The 24,288-nt window shown below is 68.2% G+C and carries 15 protein-coding genes; 12 read left to right on the top strand and 3 right to left on the bottom strand.

The window, feature by feature from the left end:
• The 9 genes from AC3A57_RS18745 to AC3A57_RS18705 form a co-directional block, all read left to right on the top strand.
• Window positions 1-2,922, top strand: a 2,922-nt coding sequence (locus tag AC3A57_RS18745) for an isopeptide-forming domain-containing fimbrial protein (RefSeq protein ID WP_487580298.1), incomplete at its 5' end; no start/stop codon positions are given.
• Between the two features lie 11 nt (window positions 2,923-2,933).
• Complete coding sequence (locus tag AC3A57_RS18740) at window positions 2,934-5,291, top strand: hypothetical protein (RefSeq protein WP_487580297.1); 2,358 nt, start codon at window positions 2,934-2,936, stop codon at window positions 5,289-5,291.
• A 1,500-nt stretch (window positions 5,292-6,791) separates the two neighbouring features.
• The gene (locus AC3A57_RS18735; protein ID WP_487580296.1) at window positions 6,792-11,015 is read left to right on the top strand and encodes a prealbumin-like fold domain-containing protein; all 4,224 of its coding nucleotides are present in this window, start codon (window positions 6,792-6,794) and stop codon (window positions 11,013-11,015) included.
• A 1,670-nt stretch (window positions 11,016-12,685) separates the two neighbouring features.
• The gene (locus AC3A57_RS18730) at window positions 12,686-13,093 is read left to right on the top strand and encodes a transposase (RefSeq protein WP_487580295.1); all 408 of its coding nucleotides are present in this window, start codon (window positions 12,686-12,688) and stop codon (window positions 13,091-13,093) included.
• A 304-nt stretch (window positions 13,094-13,397) separates the two neighbouring features.
• Window positions 13,398-14,108: an HAD family hydrolase gene (locus tag AC3A57_RS18725; RefSeq protein ID WP_221669949.1), complete on the top strand. Its 711-nt coding sequence runs from the start codon at window positions 13,398-13,400 to the stop codon at window positions 14,106-14,108.
• Window positions 14,109-14,269: 161 nt separating this feature from the next.
• A complete protein-coding gene (locus AC3A57_RS18720; protein ID WP_487580294.1) occupies window positions 14,270-14,758 on the top strand; it encodes a hypothetical protein in 489 nt (162 codons plus the stop codon).
• A 157-nt stretch (window positions 14,759-14,915) separates the two neighbouring features.
• Window positions 14,916-15,395: a hypothetical protein gene (locus AC3A57_RS18715; protein WP_487580293.1), complete on the top strand. Its 480-nt coding sequence runs from the start codon at window positions 14,916-14,918 to the stop codon at window positions 15,393-15,395.
• 56 nt (window positions 15,396-15,451) lie between these two features.
• Window positions 15,452-16,069, top strand: coding sequence for a hypothetical protein (locus tag AC3A57_RS18710; RefSeq protein ID WP_487580292.1), 618 nt, complete (start codon window positions 15,452-15,454; stop codon window positions 16,067-16,069).
• Window positions 16,070-16,148: 79 nt separating this feature from the next.
• Window positions 16,149-16,679 carry a GNAT family N-acetyltransferase gene (locus AC3A57_RS18705; protein WP_487580291.1) on the top strand — a complete coding sequence of 177 codons (531 nt, stop codon included), beginning with the start codon at window positions 16,149-16,151 and terminating at the stop codon, window positions 16,677-16,679.
• A gap of 3 nt (window positions 16,680-16,682) precedes the next feature.
• Here the strand turns inward: AC3A57_RS18705 and AC3A57_RS18700 are convergent, their stop codons facing one another.
• Window positions 16,683-18,515 (bottom strand): ABCB family ABC transporter ATP-binding protein/permease, encoded by a 1,833-nt coding sequence (locus AC3A57_RS18700; protein WP_221669945.1) that lies wholly within the window; start codon window positions 18,513-18,515, stop codon window positions 16,683-16,685.
• A gap of 189 nt (window positions 18,516-18,704) precedes the next feature.
• Between AC3A57_RS18700 and AC3A57_RS18695 the strand changes: the two genes are divergently transcribed.
• Entirely contained in the window at window positions 18,705-19,484 is a 780-nt protein-coding gene (locus AC3A57_RS18695) for a penicillin-binding transpeptidase domain-containing protein (protein ID WP_487580290.1), read from the top strand.
• Between the two features lie 92 nt (window positions 19,485-19,576).
• Here AC3A57_RS18695 and rtcR read toward each other — a convergent pair whose 3' ends face one another.
• Entirely contained in the window at window positions 19,577-21,184 is a 1,608-nt protein-coding gene (rtcR, locus tag AC3A57_RS18690; RefSeq protein ID WP_487580289.1) for an RNA repair transcriptional activator RtcR, read from the bottom strand.
• A 232-nt stretch (window positions 21,185-21,416) separates the two neighbouring features.
• On the opposite strand from rtcR, the gene AC3A57_RS18685 reads away from it, so the two are divergent.
• Entirely contained in the window at window positions 21,417-22,649 is a 1,233-nt protein-coding gene (locus tag AC3A57_RS18685) for an RtcB family protein (RefSeq protein ID WP_487580288.1), read from the top strand.
• Window positions 22,650-22,733: 84 nt separating this feature from the next.
• Entirely contained in the window at window positions 22,734-23,756 is a 1,023-nt protein-coding gene (rtcA, locus tag AC3A57_RS18680; protein WP_487580287.1) for an RNA 3'-terminal phosphate cyclase, read from the top strand.
• A 60-nt stretch (window positions 23,757-23,816) separates the two neighbouring features.
• On the opposite strand, the gene AC3A57_RS18675 is transcribed toward rtcA, so the two are convergent.
• Window positions 23,817-24,269 carry a hypothetical protein gene (locus AC3A57_RS18675; protein ID WP_487580286.1) on the bottom strand — a complete coding sequence of 151 codons (453 nt, stop codon included), beginning with the start codon at window positions 24,267-24,269 and terminating at the stop codon, window positions 23,817-23,819.
• Between the last annotated feature and the right edge of the window lie 19 nt (window positions 24,270-24,288).

Genomic DNA, 24,288 nt, shown 5'->3' with positions numbered 1-24,288 from the left:
AGCAACACCGCGACGTCGACCAGCCCGGCCTGCCCGGCGGGCAGCACCGACCCGGCCTGCACCACGACGGTGACCACACCGGTGACGCCTGCTTCGGTGAGCTATGCCAAGACGGCCAGCACCGCTGGCCCGGTGGTGGTGGGCGACACGATCACTTACACCCTGACCACGACGGTTAGCGGCGGCAAGACCTTGGATGCCGTCACCCTGACCGACACCCTCGGCACCGGCCTGACCTTCGGTGCCGTGACCAGCGCCGGCCAGTACAGCTGCAACAGCGCCAACCCGCTGGTGTGCACGCTGCCGGCCGGCACGGTCCCGGGCACTTACTCGGTCAGCTACACCGCGACGGTCAACAACCAGGCCAGCGGCTCGGTCACCAACGCGGTGGTCGGCACCGGCACGGACAATCCGGGCTGCACCAGCAACTGCGGCACCACCACCCCGGTGGCCACGCCCGCGGTGACCTACGAGAAGACGGTGAGCACCACCGGTCCGGTCGTGGTGGGCGACACCCTGACCTACACCTTGACGGTGACGGTCAGCAACGCGCAGACCACCGACGTGACCACCTTGACCGACACCATGGGCTCGGGCCTGGACTTCGTCGCCGTGACCAACGCCGGTGCGTTCACCTGCAATGCGGCCAATCCCCTGGTGTGCACGCTGCCGGCCGGCACGGTGCCGGGCAGCTACGTCATGAGCTACACCGCGCGGGTCAACGGCCAGGCGGGCGGCACCGTCAACAATGCGGTGGTCGGTACCGGTACCGATGCGCCGAGCTGCTCGACCGCCGGTTGCGCCACGGTGACCGAAGTCGCGCCGCCGGTGGTGACCTACAACAAGACCGCTAGCACCCAGGGTCCGGTGGCGGAAGGCGACACGATCACCTACACGCTGACCACCACCGTGGGCAACGCGCCGACGCGCAATGCCCTGACCCTGACCGACACGCTGGGCACGGGCCTGGACTTCGTCGCGGTGACCGGTTCGGCCGGCTACACCTGCAACGCGGCCAACCCGCTGGTGTGCACGCTGCCGGCGGGCACGGTGCCGGGCAACTACACGGTGACCTACACCGCGCGGGTCAACGCGCAGGCGGCTGAGACGGTGAACAACACCGTCGTCGGCACCGGCACGGACAACCCGACTTGCCAGGGCAGCTGCACCACCAGCACCACGGTGGCGCCGCCGCCGACCCTGCGGGTGATCAAGCAGGCTTCGCCGCGCGACGTGAAGATCGGCGACCTGGTCCGCTACACGGTCACGGTCGAGAACACCGGCACCGTCGACGCGATCGACGCGACCCTGGTCGATACGCCGCCGGCCGGCTTCAGCTTCGTCGACGGCTCGCTGAGCGTGGCCGATCGCGACGGCGCGGGCCGCCTGGTCGGCACCTATCCGATCCAGGTCGACCAGGTCGACATCGCCGCCGGCGAGCGGGCGACGTTCACCTACCTGCTGCGGGTCGGCGCCGGCGTGCGGCCGGGCATCCACGCCAATCATGCGTTGATGCGCGACAACGGCAAGGTGGTCTCGAACGTGGCCACCGCCGAGGTCCAGCTGATCGCCGATCCGCTGCTCGACGAGTCGCTGATCGTGGGCACGGTGTTCGACGACCGCGATGGCGACGGCTGGCAGGACAGCGCAGCCATGGACGAGGTCAAGGTCCAGGGCGGCTTCGCGCCGGAGGCCTACGTGGCGAATTCGACCACGGTCGATCGCGGCGCCGGTCCCAAGCCGGAGCCGGATGCGAGCTCGCCGATGCTGCACGGCATCGCCCTGGGCAGCATCGCCGGTCGGCAGTCCGACGCCGATCCGGTCTCGGCCCACAGCGTGGTGATCCGTCAGCGCCTGAACGCGTTGAGCTTCAACGACGAGTTCAAGCTGACCACCAAGCAGGGCGTGACCGTGCGGATGGATGCGGCCGGCACCACCCGGATCGAGCGCAGCGGCGATGCGGCCAAGAACCTCACCGGCGCGGCGCCGACCGTCGAACGTCGGGTCAGCCAGGGCGAGGGCGGCTACGTAGTCGACTACGTCGTCAGCAACGCCGGCGTGGACGAACGCGGCATCCCGGGCGTGCGCATCGCCTCGGTGGAAGGCTTGTTGATGGAAACCGACCAGTTCGGCCGTTACCACCTCGAGGGCGTCGATGTCGGCACCCTGGAGCGCGGCCGCAACTTCATCCTCAAGGTCGATCCCTCGACCCTGCCGCCGGGCAGCGTGTTCACCACCGACAACCCGCTGGTCCGTCGCGTCACTCCGGGCCTGCCGGTCCGCTTCGACTGGGGCGTCAAGCTGCCGGCCGGACTGATCGAAGGCGGCCAGGAGCAAGTCGAGATGGAACTGGGCGAAGTCTTCTTCGCCCCGGGCAGCGCCGAAGTGCGGTCGCAGTACCTGCCGGCGGTCGAGAAGATGGCCGAGCAGGTCAAGCGCCACCGCGGCGGCGAAGTGGTGATCGTCGCCAACGGCGATACGCAGTCGCTGGCCTTCGACCGCGCCAGCGCGGTCAAGGACGCGCTGGTCAAGCAACTGCCGGCCGATGTGGCGCAGGCGCTGAAGGTCAGCGTGCGCGGCAACGCCGACGATCCGGATTCGCTGATCGTCGGCCTGGGCGAGGGCGGTGCGTTGCTCGGCACGGTGTTGTTCGACACCGACCAGTCGACCATCAAGCCGCAATTCGAGCCGTTGCTGGATAAGGTCGCCAAGGCCCTGGACAGCATGAAGGGCGGCGTCATCGCCATCGTCGGCCACACCGACGTGCGCGGTTCCTACGAGTACAACACCGCGCTCGGCATGCGACGCGCCAAGGCGGTCTACGACGCATTGGCTCAGCGGCTCAGCCCCGAGGTTCGCGCCAAGGTGCGGGTCGAGTCCAGTAACGATCCGACAGCCCCTGTCGGCGTGAAGCGGAACTGAGGGGGCGGATCATGAAGATGAAGATGAAACTGCTGGACTACACCCTGATCAGCCTGCTTGCGGGGGCGACCCCGCTCGCGGCCGCGCAGGAGTCCGGGCAAGCCGCCACCCAGGCCGAGCCCAGCGCCGCCGGAACGGTGCAGTGCACCGAGGCGGCCTGCAGCGGCGAGGACGGCCTGCTGTTCAAGCTGCGCACGCGCAGCTACAGCAAGCCGGTCACCGAGGGCACCGACAAGCGGTCCTCGTCCGAGGCGCTGCAGCCCGACCGCCGGGTCTCGGTGGCGATGGAGCAGCCGGGCAAGGCGGTGGCGATCGGCAAGTGGTCGGTCAGCCTGCCCAACGGCGGGGTGATCTGGGCGACCGAGGATCCCACCCTCGGCCGGCCGGAGATGAACATCAGCGCGACCAGCCTGGTCTCGTTCGACGGCACCCGGATCCTCAAGCCGGTGCGCTTCTACGCCTACAACAACTACTCGTCGTTCATCCAGCGCGCCGAAGTGCTGATCTACCGCGCTACCGACACCGATCTGGTCGATCCGCTGGCCAAGGTCGAACTGCCGGTCGGCGCGGTCAGCGACGTCGAATGGGACGGCAGCCTGCCGGCCGGCTACGCCGCTCGTGCCGGCGACGAACTGCTGTACCTGGTGCGCGCCTACGGTGCCGACGGCAGCGTCGACGAAACCTTTCCGCAGCGCATGCAACTGGTGCGTCCGGAAGAGGCCGAGCGCGGCCTGCAGACCCTGCGCAACGCGATGGAGCGCAAGGACGGCACCTCGCTGGGCATCGAAGAGGCGCAGCGCCGCAGCCTGACCGAATCGACCTTCGGCAGCAGCACCCTGCGCCAGCAGAACATCGGCATCTACGGTTCGCGCATCCGCATCCAGGGCCGCAACATCCCCGAGAACTACGCGGTCACCATCAACGGCCGCAGCTTCCCGGTCGACCTGGAGCGCAAGCTGGTCGCCGAGTACCTGGAGCCGGTCGGTCGCCATCAGTACGACCTGGTGATGAAGGGCGAGGGCGGCGAGATCAAGCACACGCTCGACCTCGACGTCAGCGGCCGCTACATGTTCGCGGTCGCGATCGCCGACCTGACCGCATCCAAGGGCAGCACCTCCGGCTCGATCGAGCCGCTGGCCGGCGACGAGCATTTCGACAAGGACCTGGTGGTCGACGGCCGCCTGGCGTTCTATCTGAAGGGCAAGATCAAGGGCAAGTACCTGGTCACCGCCCAGGCCGACACCCGCGAGCGCGAAGTCGAGCAGCTGTTCAACGGCTTCTGGAAGGCCGATCCGCAGAACATCTTCCGCCGCCTGGACCCGGACCTGTACTACCCGGTCTACGGCGACGATTCGACCACCTACCGCGACGTCGACACCATGGGCCGGCTGTACGTCCGGGTCGACTGGGACAAGAGCCAGGCGCTGTGGGGCAACTACGACACCGGCATCACCGGCACCGAGTACGGCCAGTACAGCCGTTCGCTGTACGGCGCAGCGCTGAACTGGCGCAGCCGCCGCAGCACCGCGCTCGGCGAGCCGGGCAGCGAACTGCGCCTGTTCGGCTCGGAAGCGCAGACCGCGCCCGGCCATAGCGAATTCCTCGGCACCGGCGGCAGCCTGTACTACCTCAAGCACACCGACGTGCTGCCCGGGTCGGACAAGGTCGTGCTGGAAGTGCGCGACGCCACCACCGGCCGGGTCGAGAACCGCATCGACCTGATCCGCGGCGCCGACTACGAGATCGACGAGATGCAGGGCCGCCTGCTGCTGACCCGTCCGTTGGCCCAGGTGACCCGCGAGAACATCCCGACCCTGACCCGCGACGCGCCCCTGGACGGCTACAGCCAGGTGCTGCTGGTCGACTACGAGTTCGTGCCCAACGGCTTCGACGCCGACTCGGTCACCGCGGGCTTCCGCGGCAAGCACTGGTTCGGCGACCACGTCGCCCTCGGCGGCACCTACATCGACGAGAACCGCGCCGGCGAGGACTACACCCTCAAGGGCGCCGACCTGACCCTACAGGCCGGCCGCGGCACCTACCTCAAGCTCGAGCACAGCAAGACCGAAGCGACCAGCGCGCCGATCTTCTACTCCGACAACGGCGGTCTGAGCTTCAGCGAGATCAACTCCGGCCTGGGCGCCCGCGAGGGCAGCGCCAGCTCGGTCGAGGCGCGGGCCAACTTCAAGGAACTGGGCTGGACCCAGTTGGACTGGTCGGCCGGCGCCTGGTGGCGCCAGGTCGATGCCGGCTATTCGATCTCGCGCTACGACATCGGCCAGAAGGTCGAGGAACGCGGTTTCGAGGTGTTGGGCCAGTTCAGCCCTACGGCCGCTACAGCCGCGCGACCCGCGGCGAGGACGCCCTGACCCAGGCCCAGCTGACCGGCGAATGGCGCATCACCGACGCCACCACCTGGGCGGCGGAAATCCGCCGGGTCGAGGAAGACCGCAACGGCCTGGACGCCGCCGGCGTGCTCGGCGCGCTGCAGTATAAGCACCGATTCGGCAGCAGCTTCGACCTGTACGGCACCGCCCAGGTGACCCTGGACGACGACGGCGGCCGCTACCGCGACAACGACGCCTTCACCCTCGGCGGCAAGTACGTGTTCGGCAACCTGTCCAGCGTCGGCGCCGAGCTGACCACCGGCGACCGCGGCGACGCGGCCCAGGTCAACGCCGAGTACCGGATCCAGCCCGACCACACGATCTACGGCAGCTACACCTATTCGACCGACCGCACCGACTACGACCCGCTGTTCAACAACCGCCTGAACTCCGGTTGGACCCTGGGCCAGCGCTGGCGCCTGTCGAACCAGGTCAACATGTTCAACGAAAGCCAGTTCCTCAAGGCGCCGAACGAGTCCGGCCTGGCGCATACCTTCGGCATGGATTTCTATCCCAGCCAGGGCTGGAACATCGGCTTCACCCTGCAGAGCGCGACCCTGGACAAGGCGATCGGCGAAGTCGACCGGCGCGCGGTCAGCGTCAGCGGCGGCCATACCTCCAACGACACCCAGTGGCAGAGCAAGCTGGAGTGGCGCGAGGACCGCGGCGCCGAACAGCGCGAGCAGTGGGTGACGACCAACCACATCACCCACAAGTTCAACGAGAGCTTCCGCGTCGCCGGCCGCTTCAACTACTCCAAGACCACCGACGATCTGAACGCCCAGGCCGGGGCCAAGTTCATCGAAGGCAACGTCGGCTTCGCCTGGCGGCCGTGGAACACGACCAAGTACGCCCTGCTGGGCAAGTACACGTACCTGTACGACGTGTCGGCGCTGCCGCAGGTCGGCGACAACGTCGCCTTCTACGACCAGAAGACCCAGGTGCTGTCGCTGGAAGGCATCTATAACCCGAACCACCACTGGGAGTTCGCCGGCAAGCTGGCGCGCCGCGAAGGCGAGGTTCGCTACGGTCGCCTGACCGGACAGTGGGCGGACTCGGCGACCACCTTCGCCGCGGTGCAGACCCGCTACGAGTTCGCCGAAACCTGGCACGCGCTGGCCGAGTACCGCTGGCTCGACGTCAAGGACGGCGGCACACGCCGCGGCTTCCTGATCGGCGTCGACCGCGACATCGGCCGCAACTTCCGCGTCGGCGTCGGCTACAACTTCACCGAGTTCAGCGACGACCTGACCAACTTCGATTACGACCACAAGGGCTGGTTCTTGAATTTGCTGGGGACGTACTGACGGTCAGGAGGTATCTGCCTGAAGGCACTTCGCCCGTGTAGCTGCTGAGGCGAGAGGCCTCGTCACAGGCGACGGGCGCTGCAGTTTTGTACGAGAGGTAAGACGAATGAAGGGCGGGTCGTCATCGGGCAATCGTCGCGGCGCTGTTCGCCGCGGCGCGGCATTGGCGCTGGCCATGGCCATCGGGTTCGCTCCCGATGCGCTGGCCGACCAGTGGATGACCGCGGCCACGGGGGGCACGACGAACAATGGCGACGCGATGTCGTTGACCTTCGGCAACGGAGTGACCGCGACCTATACCAAGACCGCGACCGCAAATACGCCCGTGCCCTGCGCTGCGACCTACGCCTCCGCCAACACCACGTTGGGAGGCACCAATGTAACCGCCTTCATCGAACCCGATCCGCCTGCGGGCAGCGTATCGGTCGGCCAATGCATCATTGGAAACCCGACCACGCCGACCTCAGTCGCACATGCCTTCAGCTTCAATAAACCGGTCATTGCGCCGATCCTGCATTTGGTCAATCTGGACTCCTCGAACTACTCGGTGTCCGGGACCACGATCGCAGGCAGCGCGATAACTCCGGTGCAGCTGGTCAAGAACAACGAAATGGAGGTTGTTGGGGCGACCCTGCCCACGACCTTCAACGCGACTCCGCAGCCCGCGATCAATATCGGCTGCGAGGCCAACGACAACGTCACCAACCCCAACGGCGCCTGTGGCAGTTTCCGCTTCGCCGGCGGCCCGGTGCAGAACTGGACCGCGACCAACGCTACGCCCGGTAACTTGGCCATCAACTTCAACGATGGCTGGGCCTGGTCGGTATCGTTCCAACTCGCCCGGCTGACCAAGGCCTTCGGCGCGGCCTCGATCCTGTCGGGCACTACCACCACGCTGACCTTCACCATCGACAACACCAACGCGACCAACGGCACCAATGCCGCCACCGCGACTGCGCTGGGGCCGCTGGACTTCACCGACACGTTTCCGGTCGGCCTGACCATCGCCAACGCCACCACCTCCGGAACCTGCGCCGGGGCGGTGTTCCAGGACGCCGGTGGTGGGGCGCTGGGCGCGGGCGACACCGGCGTGCGCGTCACCGGCTTCACGGTGCCGGTCAACGCCAGTTGCACCCTGACCGTCAACGTCACCGCGGCGGCGGGCGGCACCTATACCAACACCGCCAGCAACGCCAGCAGCACCATCGGCAATCTGGTGCTCGCGCCCAATGCCAGCTTGACCGTCATCGCCCAGCCCAACTTCGGCACTTGCGATTCGCGCCTGTGGCTGGAGCAGTCGCCCAATGGCACCACGCCGACCACGTTGTACCAGATCGACACCAACGCCAATCCGCTGAGCTTCAATCCGATCGGCATCGCTAGCTCCACCTATAACGCGGTCGGCTACAACCCTGCCGACAATTATCAGTACGGCTTGATCACCAACCCGGCCGGAAACACCCTGGTGCGGATCGGCGCGGATGGTTCGGCCCAGCCGGTAGGCGCGGTCAGCGGCCTGCCGGTGGCGACCTATATCAGCGGCGCGTTCGGCACTGCCGGAAACATCCTCTACGTCAAGGACAACGCCGCCGCCAGCACGACCCTGTACGCGATCAACGTGACCACGTTGAGCGCAACCCCGATCACCTTGAGCGCGGCGATCAACATCGCCGACTGGGCCTGGGTCGGCGGCCTGCTCTACGGCGTGACCAACGGCGGCCAGTTGGTGTCGGTCAACCCGAGCACCGGCGCGGTGACCAACATCGGCGTGCCGAACGGGCTGCCGGCCGGTTTCTTCGGCGCCATGTACGGCGCACCGAACGGTTTGTACGGCTCCGGCAACAACCCGCCCAGCGGCTTCTACAAGTTCGATTTGACCACCGGCGCGGCCACGTTGATCAGCGGCGCCCCGGGCTCGAGCTCGAACGACGGCTCCAACTGCCCCACCGCCAACATCACCTTCGGCGCCGACCTGCAGATCACCAAGACCAACACCCCGGCCTCCGGGCCGAGCGATCAGGCCAACGACAGCTACACTCCGGGCACGGCACGGACCTACACCGTCGTGGTCACCAACGCCGGTCCGTTCGGCGCCGCCAATGCGGTGTTCACCGATCCCTCGATCCCGAACTTCACGGTGAGTTCGGTGACCTGCGGCAGCCCGACCGGCGGCGGGGTCTGCCCGAGCGTGGCCAACACCACCGTGGCGCTGATGCAGGGCGGCGGCATCGTGATTCCGTCGCTGCCGTACAGCAGCAACACCGCCAGCAGCGTCACCTTCACCGTGATCGGCACCGTCGCCGCGGGCGCGACCGGCGCGCTGGCGAATGTCGCCAACGTCGCGGCCGGCGCCGGCACCAGCGACGCCACGCCCGCCAACAACAGCGCCACCGACACCGACACGCCGACCGGCACGATCGTGATCGTCAAGGACGCGGTGCCCAACAGCGCCCAGGATTTCGCTTTCACCGCGACCGGCACCGGCCTGAGCGCCTTCAGTCTCGACGACGATGCCGACGCCACCCTGTCGAACACGCGCACCTTCACCGGACTGGAGCCGGGCAGCTACACCGTCACCGAAACCGCGCAGAGCGGCTGGAACCTGACCGGCCTGAGCTGCAGCGACCCCACCGGCAACAGCACGGGCAACACCGGCACCGGCGTCGCCAGCATCGCCCTGGCCTCCGGCGAGACGGTGACCTGCACCTACGTCAACACCCAGCAGGCGACGCTGACCGTCACCAAGACCGCGATCGGCGGCGGCGCCGCTTTCCCGTTCGTGCTCAGCGGCGCGATCAGCGATACGACCTTCCAGCCCAACCCCAATCCGCCCAGCGTGCCGTCGGTGTCCAAGACCTACGCCAACGTCGCCGTCGGCAGCGACATCCTGATCACCGAGAACGCGCCGGCTTCGGCCGGCTACACCCTGACCAACATCGCCTGCGTCAACAGCGGCGCGCCCGGCAGCGCGGTCGGCGCGCCCAACTACACCAACAACGCGACCACGCTGGGCAACATCACCGTCAACCTGGTGCCGGGCGCCAACCTCACCTGCACCTTCACCAACGTCAAGAACGTCGATCTGACCCTGGTAAAGAATGCGATCGGCGGCAATACCTCGGTCGGCTATACGGTCAGCGACAGTCCCTCCGGCACGACGATCTCGACCCCGAGCCTGACCACCAGCGGCGGCACCGGATCGGCCGACGCCGATTTCAGCGTGCCCAACAACGTCAGCCGCACGGTCAACATCACCGAGACCGTTCCGGCCGGCTATCAATTGACCTCGATCAGCTGCAGCGCGACCAGCGGCACCCTGACCACCAACAGCACCAACCTGGCCACGGCCACGGTCAACATCACCGCCGTGCCGGGTACGGTCGGCAACTGCGTGTTCGTCAACCTGCGCAAGCCGACCATCACCGTCGCCAAGCTCAGCGTCGGCGGAACCGCAAACTTCGCATTCTCCGGGGGCAGCAACGGCTTGCCGGCCAGCTTGAATCTGGACACGGCCGTGTCGAATCCGCGCAGTTCGACCGCGTTCGCGGTCGCCGATGCGACCCAGCCGGCGAGCCTGAGCGAAACCGTGCCCAGCGGCTGGCTGTTGAGCGGCTGGTCCTGCGTCACCGGTGGCGGCACCGAAGTGGCGGCCGGTACTACCGCGACGATGACCGTGCCGGCCTCGGTGATCGACGACGGCAACGATCTGACCTGCACCTTCAGCAACAGCAAGCAACCGCAGCTGCGCCTGCGCAAGGCGCTGCCATTGGGTCGCTTCGTCGACGGCGATCAGTTCGCCTTGAGCATCGCCGGGCCCGGCGGCCCGGCGGGCGCGACCACCACCGGCAGCGGCACCGTCGCCAACGAAGAGGCGCAACTGAATCCGGCCACCGTCGGAGCGGCGTACACGCTGACGGAAACGGGTTCGTCCGGCGCCAACCTCGCAAGCTACGTCACCACTTATGCCTGCACCAACGCCCAGGCCGGCGGCCAGGCGCCTAGCGGCAGCGGCACGACGTTCAACCTGACTGCGGCGGCCGGCGACGACCTGATCTGCACCTTCACCAACACCCGCAATCCGCTGGCCGACCTGGTCATCACCAAGACCAATACGCCGGGATCGGGTGCAAGCGATCAACCGGCCGACACTCTGGCTCGCGGCGCGACCACGGCCTATACCATCGTGGTCACCAACAATGGCCCCGACGCGGTCACCGGTGCGGTCCTGACCGACCCGCCCGGCAGCCGCCAAGGCCTGAGCTGCACGTCGCCGCCGAGCTGCACCGGCACGGCGTGTCCGGCGGGACTGACCCTAGCCCAGTTGGAAAGCGGAGTGGCGCTGGGCACGCTGGCCAACGGCGCGTCGGTGACGGTCGCCCTGACCTGCACCGTCGACTGAGCTTGTCGCGGCTGTGCGCCCGCCGGCAGAAGCGGGCAGTCCGTTCTTCGCCGCTGCGGTGCGCCTGCCGCTGCGGTGGGAGGCGGGCGGCTGCTAGACCGAGCCGTATCCGTCAGTCAGCGCCGCTGGCGGGGTCGCGGCGCATTCTTCTACCTATCTCCGGTCAGCGGCCGAGCCTCGACCCGGCGTCGCCGTGGTCGCGTCGCCAAGTTTAAAAGCACATTCGTCTACATATTTTTCCGGCTCGACGCCAAGCCTTGGCTGAGCGCTTCGCGATATCGCCACCGGAACCTGCCGCCGGATACCTGAAGCAGCTTAATCGAAGAGGGCCGGAATTCCGGCAGGGGGCTTACCGCTCCCCGAGCGGCAACCAAGATACTGACGTGTACGGTCAATTAGCGACCGGCAGCGTTTGGCGCAATGTATATCGATGTCAAACGACGGCCGAAAAGCGTCGTTTTTCCGTGCGCCTTCACATGACGTTGACGATGTAAACGTTTTACCGGTTCGTGTCAGATTTATGACTGGGACAAGCGCAATTTAGTGACCGTTGGCACAGAATTTGCAGTGTTATGGATAACAGCAAAAACTGCAAAGCGTGATGAGCCACTCCCATCCACCGTCAATCTCGTCGCATGGCCTGCCCGGTCTCGTGGTCGGCGCGAGCGTGCGGGCGCGCGACCTCGCTCGGACGACGACACGCGCGAATCGTGGCGACGGTTCGCGGTTTTGCGAAGACAGTGCGATAGCAGTCCCAATTCGTTTTGCCGGTTCGACTGCCCGCCTGGATTATCTTCGGTTACCTCAGCCGCATGGCCGGGAGGATTTCCGCTCGGCTGGCGCAGGTTTGCTCCATGGCTCTATCGGGGCCGATCTCGAATCGAGCGGGATTCGCTCGCGAAAAAAACGACGACGGCGTTTGGACGAATGTTCCAAGTTGTTCGCCGATAAAGAACGGTAGCGTCTGGTAATCGTTGTCAATCCCAGAAGAGTACGCGTGTCCTGCGGGATGCCGTATTCACGGTGTCGCTTTGCCCTGTGAAAGACAGCGACGTCAAATAGTTGTGAACATGTACATGCCGATGCACATATCAATTTTTCATTTCGAATCGCCTTCGGTAGAACGCAGGCTTTCGCTGCTTGGTTTCGATTTCTCACTCGCAATCGGAAGTTGGTTCGATTTCGCGTTGCGTACCGGAGTGTGCTCCGGCGAGGGTGCGAGCAACGGGGCTTCGTCGAGTCGATCGGCGATGCGAACGAGCGCAGGGGCGGGAATCGGGTGGAGACCCCTGTCGCCGAAGCTGTTGTTGGAAGCCGTGAGGAAAGCGGATCAGTGGGTCCGGTCGCGACACGGGGGAAGGAATCTCCCATACACGTCGGTGCCGGCAGGCTCAACTGAAACAGCGCCATGGAAGGCAGGCGCAGCCCGAACGTCCATGCCGGCCTTGGAGGCGCCGGCCACCGCGAATGTCGCCGACCATCGTCGGCCGCTGCCCGAATCGAAGCAGTCCGATTCCAGGGAGGTCATGCACTGCGTCCAGTCGTCCGATCCGCATCGCGAACGGGACATCGCCCGCCGCTGCGCCGCCGGACTCCCCCATAAGACCTCGAAACAGAAGTAGAACGCCGTGTGCACTATCCATTCCTATAACGATCATGTTGACGACGTCGTGGATCAACCGGAGATCGCCGCGATGATTCCCGACGAACACGAAGAATCCATCTACACCCGGCTGGACGCGAAGCAGTGGGCGGCGATCGAGGCCGTGCTGCCGCGCACCGTCTATACCCGCAATACCGATACCGAGGACGCGCGGCGTTTCGTCGAGGCCGCGCTTTGGGTCATGGCCACCGGCCGGTTCTGGACCGAACTGCCGCAAGCCGTCTACGGGCCCTGGCGCAAGAACTACGTGCGCAGCAATCGCTGGATCTACCGCGGCATGTGGCAGAGCGTGATCGGCGCCCTGGGCCCGGACAGCGAGTTGTCGACGATGATCTCGCGTTACGTGAAAACCCAGGTCGAGCGGCACCAAAAGCTCGGCCGGCGCAACGACTTCCGTCTCGACGGCGCGGACTGAGCCGGGGTTGCGAGCAGCGCAGGCGGGTCCGCGGCTGCGGCCCGGCGGCCGCCACCGGAACGTCGCCCGTACGGGGCGGCGGCGTTCCGGCGGTCGTCCGGGCGCGGGCCCGCCTGCAACTCGTGCCGCCGGTTGTAATGCCGCCCGTTCCGTAGCGCCCGCCCAGCCGGGCCGGTTCGCCCGGCGCCGCACAGGCGGGACGGGTGGGCTTGGGCGATAATCGTCGCTCTGCGATCCGTCCCGTCGAGGGTGCGGGTCGCTTCCCGGCGGGCGCGTGCCGCCCGCCATCGAACAGGGCGGGATCATGTTGGAACTGGTGGGCTTCGACGGCGACGACACGCTGTGGCACAGCGAGGGCTATTACCAGGAGGCGGCGGTCGAGTTCGAACGCATCCTCGGGGCCTGGGTGGACATCGGCAATGCGGCCATCCGCGAACGGCTGTACGCGGTGGAGCGCAACAACCTGGCGTTGTTCGGCTACGGCGTCAAAGGCATGGTCCTGTCGATGATCGAGGCCGCTATCGACATCACCCAGGCGCGCATCAGCGCGGCCGATATCCACCGCATCGTGGTCCTGGCCAAGGACATGCTGGACCACCCGGTCGAACTGCTGCCGGGGATCCGCGAGGCGGTCGAAGCGGTGGCGCGCGAGCACCGCATCGTCCTGATCACCAAGGGCGACCTGTTCCACCAGGAAAAGAAGGTCGCGCTCAGCGGCCTGGCCGACCTGTTCCATCGGATCGAAATCGTTTCGGAAAAGGACGAGGCCAGCTATTCGCGGGTCCTGGCCGAGTTCGGCGTCGCGCCGGAGCGGTTCGCGATGGTCGGCAACTCGCTGCGTTCGGACATCGAGCCGGTGGTCGCCCTCGGCGGCTGGGGCGTGCACATGCCCTACCACGTGACCTGGGCGCACGAGATGGAGCACGGGATGAACCAGGAGCATCCGCGGCTGCAGACGGTCGCCGGCGCCGACGCGGTCGCCGAGGCGATCGCGCGGTTCCACCGCACCGCCTGAGGCCGCGCGAAGCGGGGAGGGCGGGCGCCGGCGGCGGTTGTCCCAACCGCGACTGAGCGGCCGGCGGCGACCCCGGAACCATTCCAAGCCGGTTCACCGTGGCAAAGGCACATTCGCACCATACCTGCCGCAGAGCAGGTCCCCCGAATGAGGAGACTGCCATGACCGCCCTGTCCCGCTGGCTTGCACCGTTCGTACTCGCCGCCGGTTTCGGCGCAGTCGCCATGGTGCCGGCGCCGGCGCGCGCCGACGACCTCGCCCGAGTGATCGTCGACATCGCCGACGTCATCGTCCGCAACAACACCCCGTACTACCGCTACGGCAACTTCGGCTACGACGATCGCCTGATCGTGGTCCGCGACCGCTACGGCCGCTCGACCTACTACCGCAACGTGCCGCGCTACGCCGACCATCGTTACCGCCCGGGTCCGCCGTACGGCGTGGCGCACGGCTACTACAACAAGCGCGATTGCAAGCACAACGGCAAGTGCCGGGCCACTTACTACGACCCGCGCTACGACCGGCGCAACGACTACCGCTACAGCCGTTACGACGATCGCTACCACCGTTACGACCGTTACGACCGTTACGACCGCGATCGCGACTACCGCTACGACGGCCGCCGTTGGCGCGACCGCGACGACGACTGAGTTATCGTCGTCCGGCCCTGAGCCGTCCGGTTGCGATGCGACGGCGCCCTCGGGCGCCGTCGCCGCTTCGGCCGGCGAGTGCTAGCCTGCCGCTCCCGGCCGTCGCTCGACGCCGGAGCCGTCCCCATCCGCCGCTTCCCCATCCGCGAGGCCCGTCATGCGCCGTTCGAACGATCGCCGTCCTCATTCCCTCCGCCGCCTGTCGCACCGCCTGGGCCTGGGCGCCGCGCTGGCGCTGGCCGCGACCGCCTTGCCGGGCACCGCGAGCGCGGGCGGTTCGGTCGACTGCAAACTCAAGTTCAACATGTCCGGCTGGTCGGTGTTCTACAAGACCTCCTCCGGCAGCGGCACCATCAGCTGCAGCAACGGCCAGAGCATGGCGGTGAAGATCAGCGCCAAGGGCGGCGGGCTGAGCTTCGGCAAGTCGCGCATCGTCAACGGCACCGGCGAGTTTTCCGGGGTGCGCAACATCGGCGAGACCCTGGGCAGCTACGCCACCGCCGAGGCCCACGCCGGCGCGGTGCGTTCGAGCAAGGCCCAGGTCATGACCAAGGGCGAAGTGTCGCTGGCCCTGGCCGGCACCGGCCAGGGTTGGGACGTCGGCGTCGCCTTCGGCAAATTCACGATCTCGCGCTGAACCGCCGCGCCCTGCGGGCGCGGACGGGGTCGGCGCGCGACCTCGGGAGATCCGCCATGAACCACGCTATCAAACGCCATCTCTTCGCTCTCGCCGCCTCGGCCGCCGCGCTGATCGGCGCCGGCCCGCTGCCGGCGCAGCCGGCGGACGGCGGATGGAGCCCGCGCAGCGGCGACGTCTGGGTCGATGCCTGGCTCGGCGACATCAACCGCTACGGCAGCCGCTACCGCGAGCCTTTCGTCGACGAGATGGTGCGCTACTACGGCGCGCCGCGCGAACTGATCGGCGACCTGCTCGGCAACCGCGGCTGGACTCCGGGCGACGTCTACTACGCCTGCGCCCTGGCCCAAGTGCTGGGTCGGCCCTGCCGCTACGTGGTCGACGAGTGGAACCGCGACCACGCCCTGGGCTGGGGCGCGGTCGCCGAGCGGCTGGGGATCAAGCCCGGTTCGACCGAGTTCCACCGGCTCAAGCGCGGTTTCGTGCCGACCTACGACCGCTGGGGCCGGCCGATCACGATCGACCGCGAACTGCGCCGCGATTACCCGAACCGGCCCTATCGCGATTACCCGCCGGCGGCCGCGGCGGGCAAGGACCCGGGCAAGCACAAGGGCCAGCCGGCCGCCAAGCCGGCAGGGAAGAGCGGCAAGGCCGCGGCCAAGAACGGCGCCTGAGCGGCCCATGCCGCGAGCCCGCGGCCGGGCCGGTTGCGCGCTCTGCGGCCAGCGTCCGCGTGCGGTCTATGATGCGGTGATGAACGACGATACCTCCGGGCCAGGCCCGGCGCCGCTCGCGATCACCGGCACGGTCCGCGTGGTCGGCTTCGAGCCGCGCTGGCGCGAGGATTTCGCCCGCCTCAACATCGAATGGCTGCAGCGCTGGTTCACGGTCGAGCCGATCGATCGCGAAGTGCTCGGCGACCCGCAGACCCACCTGCTGGACGACGGCGGCCGGATCCTGTTCGCGGTCGACGACGCCGACCGGGTACTCGGCACCGTGGCCCTGAAGCGCTACGACGACGGCCTGGTCGAGTTGACCAAGATGGCGGTGGAGCCGGCGCTGCGCGGCGGCGGTATCGGCCGCCGCTTGATCGCCGGCGCGATCGACGCTTTCCACGACATGGGCGGTCGCGAATTGTTCCTGGAATCCAGCTCCAAGCTCGGCCCGGCGCTGCGCCTGTACCAGAGCGTCGGCTTCCGCCATCGCCCGGCGCCGCGGCCGGGCTCGCATTACCGGCGCGCCGACGTGTACATGGTCTGGGAAGCGGGCGCCGGCGCCGAGTGAGGCTCAGGCCGGCGCGGTGTCGGCCTGGCGCTGCTGCAGCTCCCACATCTGCGCGTAGACGCCGTCCAGGGCCAGCAACTGCGCGTGGCTGCCGCGCTCGATGATGCGGCCGGCGTCCATGACCAGGATCTGGTCGGCGTCCATCACCGTCGACAACCGGTGGGCGATGACCAGGGTGGTGCGGCCGACCGCGAGCCGGTCGAGTTCGGCCTGGATCGCACGCTCGGACTTGGAGTCCAGGGCCGAGGTGGCCTCGTCGAAGATCAGGATCGAGGGGTTCTTGAGCAGGGCGCGGGCGATCGCCACGCGCTGCTTTTCGCCGCCGGACAGCTTGAGCCCGCGCTCGCCGACCGGAGTGTCGTAACCGTCGGGTTGATGGACGATGAAGTCGTGGATGTGGGCCGAGCGCGCCGCGGCCTCGACCTCGGCGTCGCTGGCCTCGGGCCGGCCGTAGCGGATGTTGTAGCCGATGGTGTCGTTGAACAGCACCGTGTCCTGCGGAACGATCGCGATCGAGCCGCGCAGCGAGGACTGGGTCAAGCGGCGCAGGTCGCGGCCGTCGATCTCGATCGCGCCGGCGTCGACGTCGTAGAAGCGGTACAGCAGCCGCGCCAGGGTCGATTTGCCCGAGCCGGAATGGCCGACCACGGCCACGGTGGCGCCGGCGGGGATCTCGAAGTCGATGCCCTGTAGGATTTCGCGGCGCGGGTCGTAGCCGAAGCGCACGCCGCGGAAGCTCACCGTCGGCCGGCGCGCGTCCAGCACCTGCGCGTCGTCGGCGTCGCGCACGTCCTGGCGCTCGTCGAGCAGGCCGAACAGGCGCTCCATGTTGGTCAGCGCCTGCTTCACCTCGCGGTACATCATGCCGAGCATGAACAGCGGCGCCGACAACTGCAGCAGGTAGGCATTGACCAGCACCAGGTCGCCGACGGTCATCTCGCCGGCGACCACGCCGCGGGCGGCCAACCACATCATCGCGGTGACGCCGAGCGCGACCACCAGGCTCTGGCCCAGGTTGAGCACGGCCAGGGTCTTGATCGCCATGACCTGGGAGTTCTCCAGGTGGCGCAGGTTGTCGTCGTAGCGCAGCGCCTCGTGGTTTTCGTTGTTGAAGTACTTGACTGTCTCGTAGTTCAGCAGCGAATCCACCGCGCGTTCGTTGGCGCGGGTGTCGGCCTCGACCGAAGCGCGGTAGTAGCGGGTGCGCCATTCGGTGACCGAGAAGGTCCAGGCGCCGTAAGCGACCAGCGTGCCGAGCGCGATCGCGGCGTAGCGCCAGTCGTAGATCCACACCAGCACCGCGGTGACCATGACCACTTCGAACAGCACCGGGATGATGGTGTAGATGGTCCAGTCGAGCAGGTCGCCTATCGCGCTGCCGCCGCGCTCGACGTCGCGGGCGACGCCGCCGGTGCGGCGGGCGAGGTGGAACTTGAGGCTGAGCCCGTGCAGGTGGCGGAATACCTGCAGGGTCACCTGGCGCGAGCTGCGCGCCATCACCCGCGCGAACACCACCTGGCGCAGCTCGGTGAACAAGGTCACCCCGACCCGCGCCGCGCCGTAGGCCAGCAGCAGGCCGACCGGCAACAGCAGCGGGCTGGGCTGGATGTTGAGCCGGTCGATCAGTTGCTTGAGCGCCAGCGGCACGTACAGATTCAACAGCTTGGCCGCGACCACCATGGCCAGGGCGATGACGATGCGGCCGGCATAGGGGCGCAGGTAGGGCAGCAGCGAAGCGATCACCGACCACTCGCCGCGGCGGCCGGCGGCGCGGTCGACCGGTGCGGCGCCGTCGGCGTCGGCGATGGGGTCGGGAGCGGGAGGGGCGGCAGCCATGCGGTCCTGCAGCGGCGAGGGAAGGGCGCAGCATAGGACCTCGACTGTGCTCGAGGTCAAGCGCGGGCGCGGCCGGGGTCGAATGCGGCCGGCGGACATGCCATCCTTGGGCCCCGCGGCGATGTCCGGCCCCGCTGCCGTCAGACCCGCCGTTTTCGAACCCGTCGTCGAGCAAGGAGCTACGCAGGCATGAGAGCCATCGCCGCCGTCATCGTGTCGGCCGTTTGCGCATTCGGATCCGCGACCGCGGCGCATGCCGCCGACGCCGAGCCGCGCACCCAGTCCTGTTTTCTGCTCTACGACCTCAGCGCCGGCAATATCGGCCCGGCGCCGACCCCGGCCTGCCAGCGCCAGGTCAGCCCGGCCGCGACCTTCGACATCCCGCACGCCCTGGCCGCGCTCGACGCCGGTTTGATGAGGACCACCGCGCGCGGCAACGAGCCGGGCGTGGACACCGTGCTGCGCTACTCGGCCGACGCGTATTTCGTCGGCGTCGCCGGCCGGCTCGGGCCGACCCGCGAGCGCGAGTATCTCAGCCGCTTCGGCTACGGCAACGGCGACGTCGGCCGCGGTGCGGGGGCGTTCTGGAACGACGGCGCGCTGAAGATTTCGCCCAACGAGCAGCTCGGTTTCCTGCTCAAGCTGTTCCGCGACGAACTGCCGATCGAGCGCCAGGCCATGGCCGAGGTGCGTTCGGCGCTGCGCCAGCCTTCCGGCGTGGTGGTCGGCTCGTTCGGCGCGGCGCCGTTCGGGCCGATGCCGTGGCGCCCCGACCTGACCGTGTCGGCCAAGAGCGGCTCGGTGGTGATGCAGGAAAAAAAGGAAGCGGTACGCTGGCTGGTCGGCCAAGTCAGGCGCGGCACTCGCCAGCTGGTGTTCGTCAGCTGCGTGACCGGGCCGCGCAACCTGCCGGAAAACGCCGCGGCGGTGCTGGCCAACCACGCGCTGCGCGAGGCGCGGGTGTTCTGAGCTGCGTGCGGTGAGGCGCGCGCTGTGAGGAGCATGGGCTGAGCGGCGCGTCCTGAGCGCGCGTCCCGAGGAGCGGGGGGCGTGGCGTCCGCTCAATCGCGTCGGCGCACCCGCTCCCAATCCAGGCCGTAGCGGGCCAGGTATTTGCGCAGGCGATCGGCGTCGTTGGTGCTGGCGCGCTGGGCGCGGGTGACCGCGAACAGTTCGCGCCCGGCCTGCGACAGCGAGGCCGCGCCGCGGCAGGCGTTCAGCACGTCCTCGAGCTGGACCCGGTCGAAGCGGTCCAGTTGCGCGGCTTGCGCGCCCAGCAGGTCTTCGACCAGCGAGCTCCCGCCCGAGCCGGGGCCGCCGTCGCCGTCCTGCCATTGCCGGCGCAGGCGCTGGATCTCCTCCTCGACCAGGTCGGTGCGGATGCGGCCGCCATCGGCCAGGGTCGCCAGGCGCATCACCGACGCGCCCAGGTCGCGGAAATTGCCGCTCCAGCGCGCCTCGCCGCTGCGGGCGAAGGCCAGATAACGCTCGCGCGCCTCGCGGTTGAAGGTGACCCGATGGCGGTGCTCGCGCGAATGCCGCTCCAGTTCGAACTCCAGGTTCGGCTCGATGTCCTCGGCGCGCTCGGCCAGGCCGGGCAGGCGATACGTCCATAGATTGAGCCGGGCCAGCAGATCGTCGCGGAAGCGGCCTTCGCGTACCGCCTGCTGCAGGTCGCGGTTGGTGCCGGCGATCAGTTGGAAATCGCTTTCGACTTCCTTGTCGCCGCCGACCGGCAGGAACCGCTTCTCCTCCAGCGCACGCAACAGCATGGCCTGTTCGTCCTGGCCCAGTTCGCCGATCTCGTCCAGGAACAGCAGGCCCTGGTGGGCCGAGCGCAGCAGGCCGGCGCGATCGGCCGAGGCGCCGGTGTAGGCGCCCTTGATGTGGCCGAACAGGGTGCTCATCGCGCCGTCGCCGCGCAGGGTCGCGCAGTTGACCTCGACGAAGCGGCCGGGCAACTGGTGCTTCTGCTTTTTCAGCTCGAACACCCGCTTGGCCAACTGGCTCTTGCCGGCGCCGGTGGGCCCCATCAGCAGCATCGGCGACTTCGAGCGCGTCGCCACCGTTTCGATCTGCTCGATCATCCGGTTGAAAGCGGCGTTGCGGGTGGCGATACCGCTCTTGAGCAGCTCGCGGTCGTGCAGGCGCTGTTCGGCGAAACGCTGGGCCAGGCGGTCGTAGCGCGACAGGTCCAGGTCGATCACCGCGTAGCTGCCCGGGGTCTGGCCGCTTTGCTTGCGCGGCGGCGCGGTCTGCAGCAGCCGGCCCGGGAACAGCCGGCTTTCGGCCAGCAGGAACCAGCAGATCTGGCTGACGTGGGTGCCGGTGGTGATGTGGACGTAGTAGTCCTCGCGCTCGGTGTCGAACGGGTAGGCGCGGACGAAGTCGTGCAGGGCGCCGTAGACGCTTTCGAAATCCCAGGGATCGGCGAGGAAGGTGTCGTGCCGGCGGACCTGGGTTTCCGGCGACACCAGGCCGAGATCGGCGACGACCGATTCTGCCAGCCGGCCGTAGCGGCGCTCGTCCAGCAGCAGCTCGACACGGTCCAGCAACAGGTCCTCGTGCATGCCCAGGGCCACGGTCGGCCGCCACTTTTCCCACCGTCCCGCGCCGGAGCCGGCATCGAGCTGGGTGCCGAGCATGCCGATCACCACCTGGCGTTTCATGGGCTATCCAAAAATATAAGTTCGTATCTGAAAGTATAGGAATGCGGTCGGATAGAACGCCAGTCGATCGATAGGTCTTGCATGAAATGTTTTGTTAATCAACAGCTTGTGTTCCATGTCGGGAGGTTGGCACGGCGATTGCTCTAGTACAGGGCAAGTACGGACAGGCAGCATCCCCATCAGGGCTCGCAAGAGCCTGGGCCGGACGCCCGCAACGAAGAGAGCGAACCCCATGAACACCCAGAGCAGCCAATACGACGTCATCCACGAGCAGGGCGCGGTGCCGATCAAGCACTGGACCCGCGGCGTGCCGCTGGAAGACGAAGCCCGTCGCCAGTTGCAGAACATCGCCAAGCTGCCCTTCATTCACCGCTGGGTCGCGGTGATGCCCGACGTGCACCTGGGCAAGGGCGCGACCGTGGGCTCGGTGGTACCGACCGTGGGCGCGATCGTGCCGGCGGCGGTCGGAGTCGACATCGGCTGCGGCATGATCGCGGTGCGCACCACCCTGACCGCCGACGATCTGCCGGACCAGTTGGGTCCGCTGCGCGCGGCGATCGAGAAGGCGGTGCCGCACGGCCGCACCGTCGGCCGCGGCCTGCGCGACAAGGGCGCCTGGGCGAACCCGCCGCGGGCCTCGCTGGACCGCTGGTCGTCCTTGCACGAAGGCTTCGAGCGCATCGTCGCCAAGCACCCCAAGCTCGAGCGCAGCAACCATCTGAACCACCTGGGTACGCTCGGCACCGGCAATCACTTCGTCGAGGTCTGCCTGGACGAGGAGAACCGGGTCTGGTTCATGCTGCACTCCGGTTCGCGCGGGGTCGGCAACGCGATCGGCAGTCATTTCATCGAGTTGGCCAAGCAGGACATGCGCCGTTGGATGATCAACCTGCCGGACCAGGACCTGGCCTATCTGCCGGAAGGCAGCGACCACTACGCCGACTACGTGTTCGCGGTCGACTGGGCGCAGCAGTTCGCGCGCAGCAATCGCGAGATCATGATGCGGCACGTGGTCGAGGCGGCGCGCCGGGTGATCGACAAGCCGTTCCAGGCCCAGGCCGAGGCGGTGAACTGCCACCACAACTACGTCAACCGCGAGCATCACTTCGGCAAGGACGTGCTGGTGACCCGCAAGGGCGCGGTGAGCGCGCGCAAGGGCGAGCTGGGCATCATTCCCGGCAGCATGGGCGCGAAGAGCTTCATCGTGCGCGGGCTCGGCAACCCGGACAGCTTCCACAGCTGCAGCCACGGCGCGGGCCGGGTGATGAGCCGCACCGAGGCCAAGAAGCGGATCAGCCTGGAACAGCACGCCCAGGCCACCGCGCACGTGGAATGCCGCAAGGACGCCGAGGTGGTCGACGAGTCGCCGGCCGCCTACAAGTCGATCGACGCGGTCATGGCCGCGCAGAGCGACCTGGTCGAGATCGTGCATACCCTGCGCCAGGTGGTGTGCGTGAAGGGTTGAACCGGCGGCGAAGCGCGCCGCAACAACGACAAGACACTAGGAGCAAGGGCGGCCGATGATCGCCCGGACGTCATGGACCGCAAGATGGAAACGATACAAATCAGCGGCATCGAGGGCGGCGGGCAATTGCTGCGCACCGCCCTGAGCCTGAGCCTGTGCACGGGCACGGCCTTCGAAATGCAGCATATCCGCGCCAAGCGTTCGCGCCCGGGCCTGATGCGCCAGCATCTGACCGCGGTCGGCGCGGCGGCGCAGGTCGGCCGCGCCCACGTCGACGGCGCCCAGCTCGGCGCCACCGAGTTGCGCTTCATTCCCGGCGAAGTTCGCCCCGGCCGCTACCGCTACTCGATCGGCACCGCCGGTTCGGCGACGCTGGTGCTGCAGACCGTGCTGCCGGCGCTGTGGCGCTGCGCGGAACCGTCCGAGCTGAGCATCGAGGGCGGCACCCACAACCCGTTGGCGCCGAGCGCGGACTTCATCGCCGCCAGCTATCTGCCGGCGCTGCGCCGGATCGGCGTCGAGGTCGACTTCGCCCTGCGCAGCTACGGCTTCTTCCCGGCCGGCGGCGGTTGCGTGCAGGCGCTGGTACGGCCCTGCGCGGCGCTGCAGGCGCAGGCCTTCGTCGAGCGCGATCCGACGCCGCGGCTGCAGGCGGCGGTGCTGCTGTCGGCGCTGCACGACGAGATCGGCCAGCGCGAGTTGCGCGTGCTCGGCGAGCGCCTGGGCCTGGACGAGGCGCAGCTGCAATTGCGCCGGGTCGCCCAGGCGCACAGCCCGGCCAACGTGCTGAGCCTGCAAGTCGCCGGCGAGGGCCAGCACACCGAGCTGTTCACCGCGTTCGGCGAGCGCGGGGTCAGCGCCGAGCAGGTCGCGACCGGTCTGGCGCGGCAGGTCTCGGCTTATCTGGCTTCGCCGGCCGCGGTCGGCGAGCACCTGTCGGACCAGTTGCTGCTGCCGATGGCGCTGGCCGGGGCCGGCGAGTTCACCACCGCGGCGATCAGCGAGCATCTGATCAGCAATGCGCGCTTGATCGAGAAATTCCTGCCGGTGCAGATCGATTGGACCCAGGAAGGCGAGCGATTGTGGCGGGTGACGGTGCAGTCCTGAGCGTCTGCGGCGCGGCGGCGGCGTTCGCTTTCGCGCCGATCGCGCGAGCCCTGCAAGGACTCAGGGCCCACGCGGCGCCATCCCGCCGGCCGGCGCGGCCGGGTTGGCGATGCCGCTGCGCAGTTGCAGGGCGATGCGGCGGCCGGCGACGTCGGTCGTCGCTTGCTGGGCGATGACCAGGCGCGCTCTCAGGTAATCGGCCTGCACGGTGTCCGGGCCCTGCCAGCGCAGGTCGATGCCGTAGGCGCTGGCGTTGCGGGTGGCGCCGTGCAGCTCGGCCAACGCCGGCACGCCGCGCCAGTCGGCGCCGTGCGCGACCACCCGGATCCGGTACACGAAGCTGGCGGTGGCGCCGGCGTTGGCTTCGGTCAGCACCGCGTCGGCGCGGGCATCGGGCGAGGCCAATCGCACGACTTCGACATCGGCCGCGGCCGGGTCGCGCGCGCAGCCGGCGAGCAGGGCGAAACACAGCGCTGCGGCGGCGGCGGCCCAGCGGCGGCGGTGGGTCGTCATGAGGGTCGGCCTCGGATCC

The sequence above is a fragment of the Lysobacter sp. Soil_C_15 genome (genome assembly GCF_057657315.1).
The sequence above is the reverse complement of the archived record's forward strand: the minus strand, read 5'-3'. Positions and strand labels throughout refer to the sequence as shown.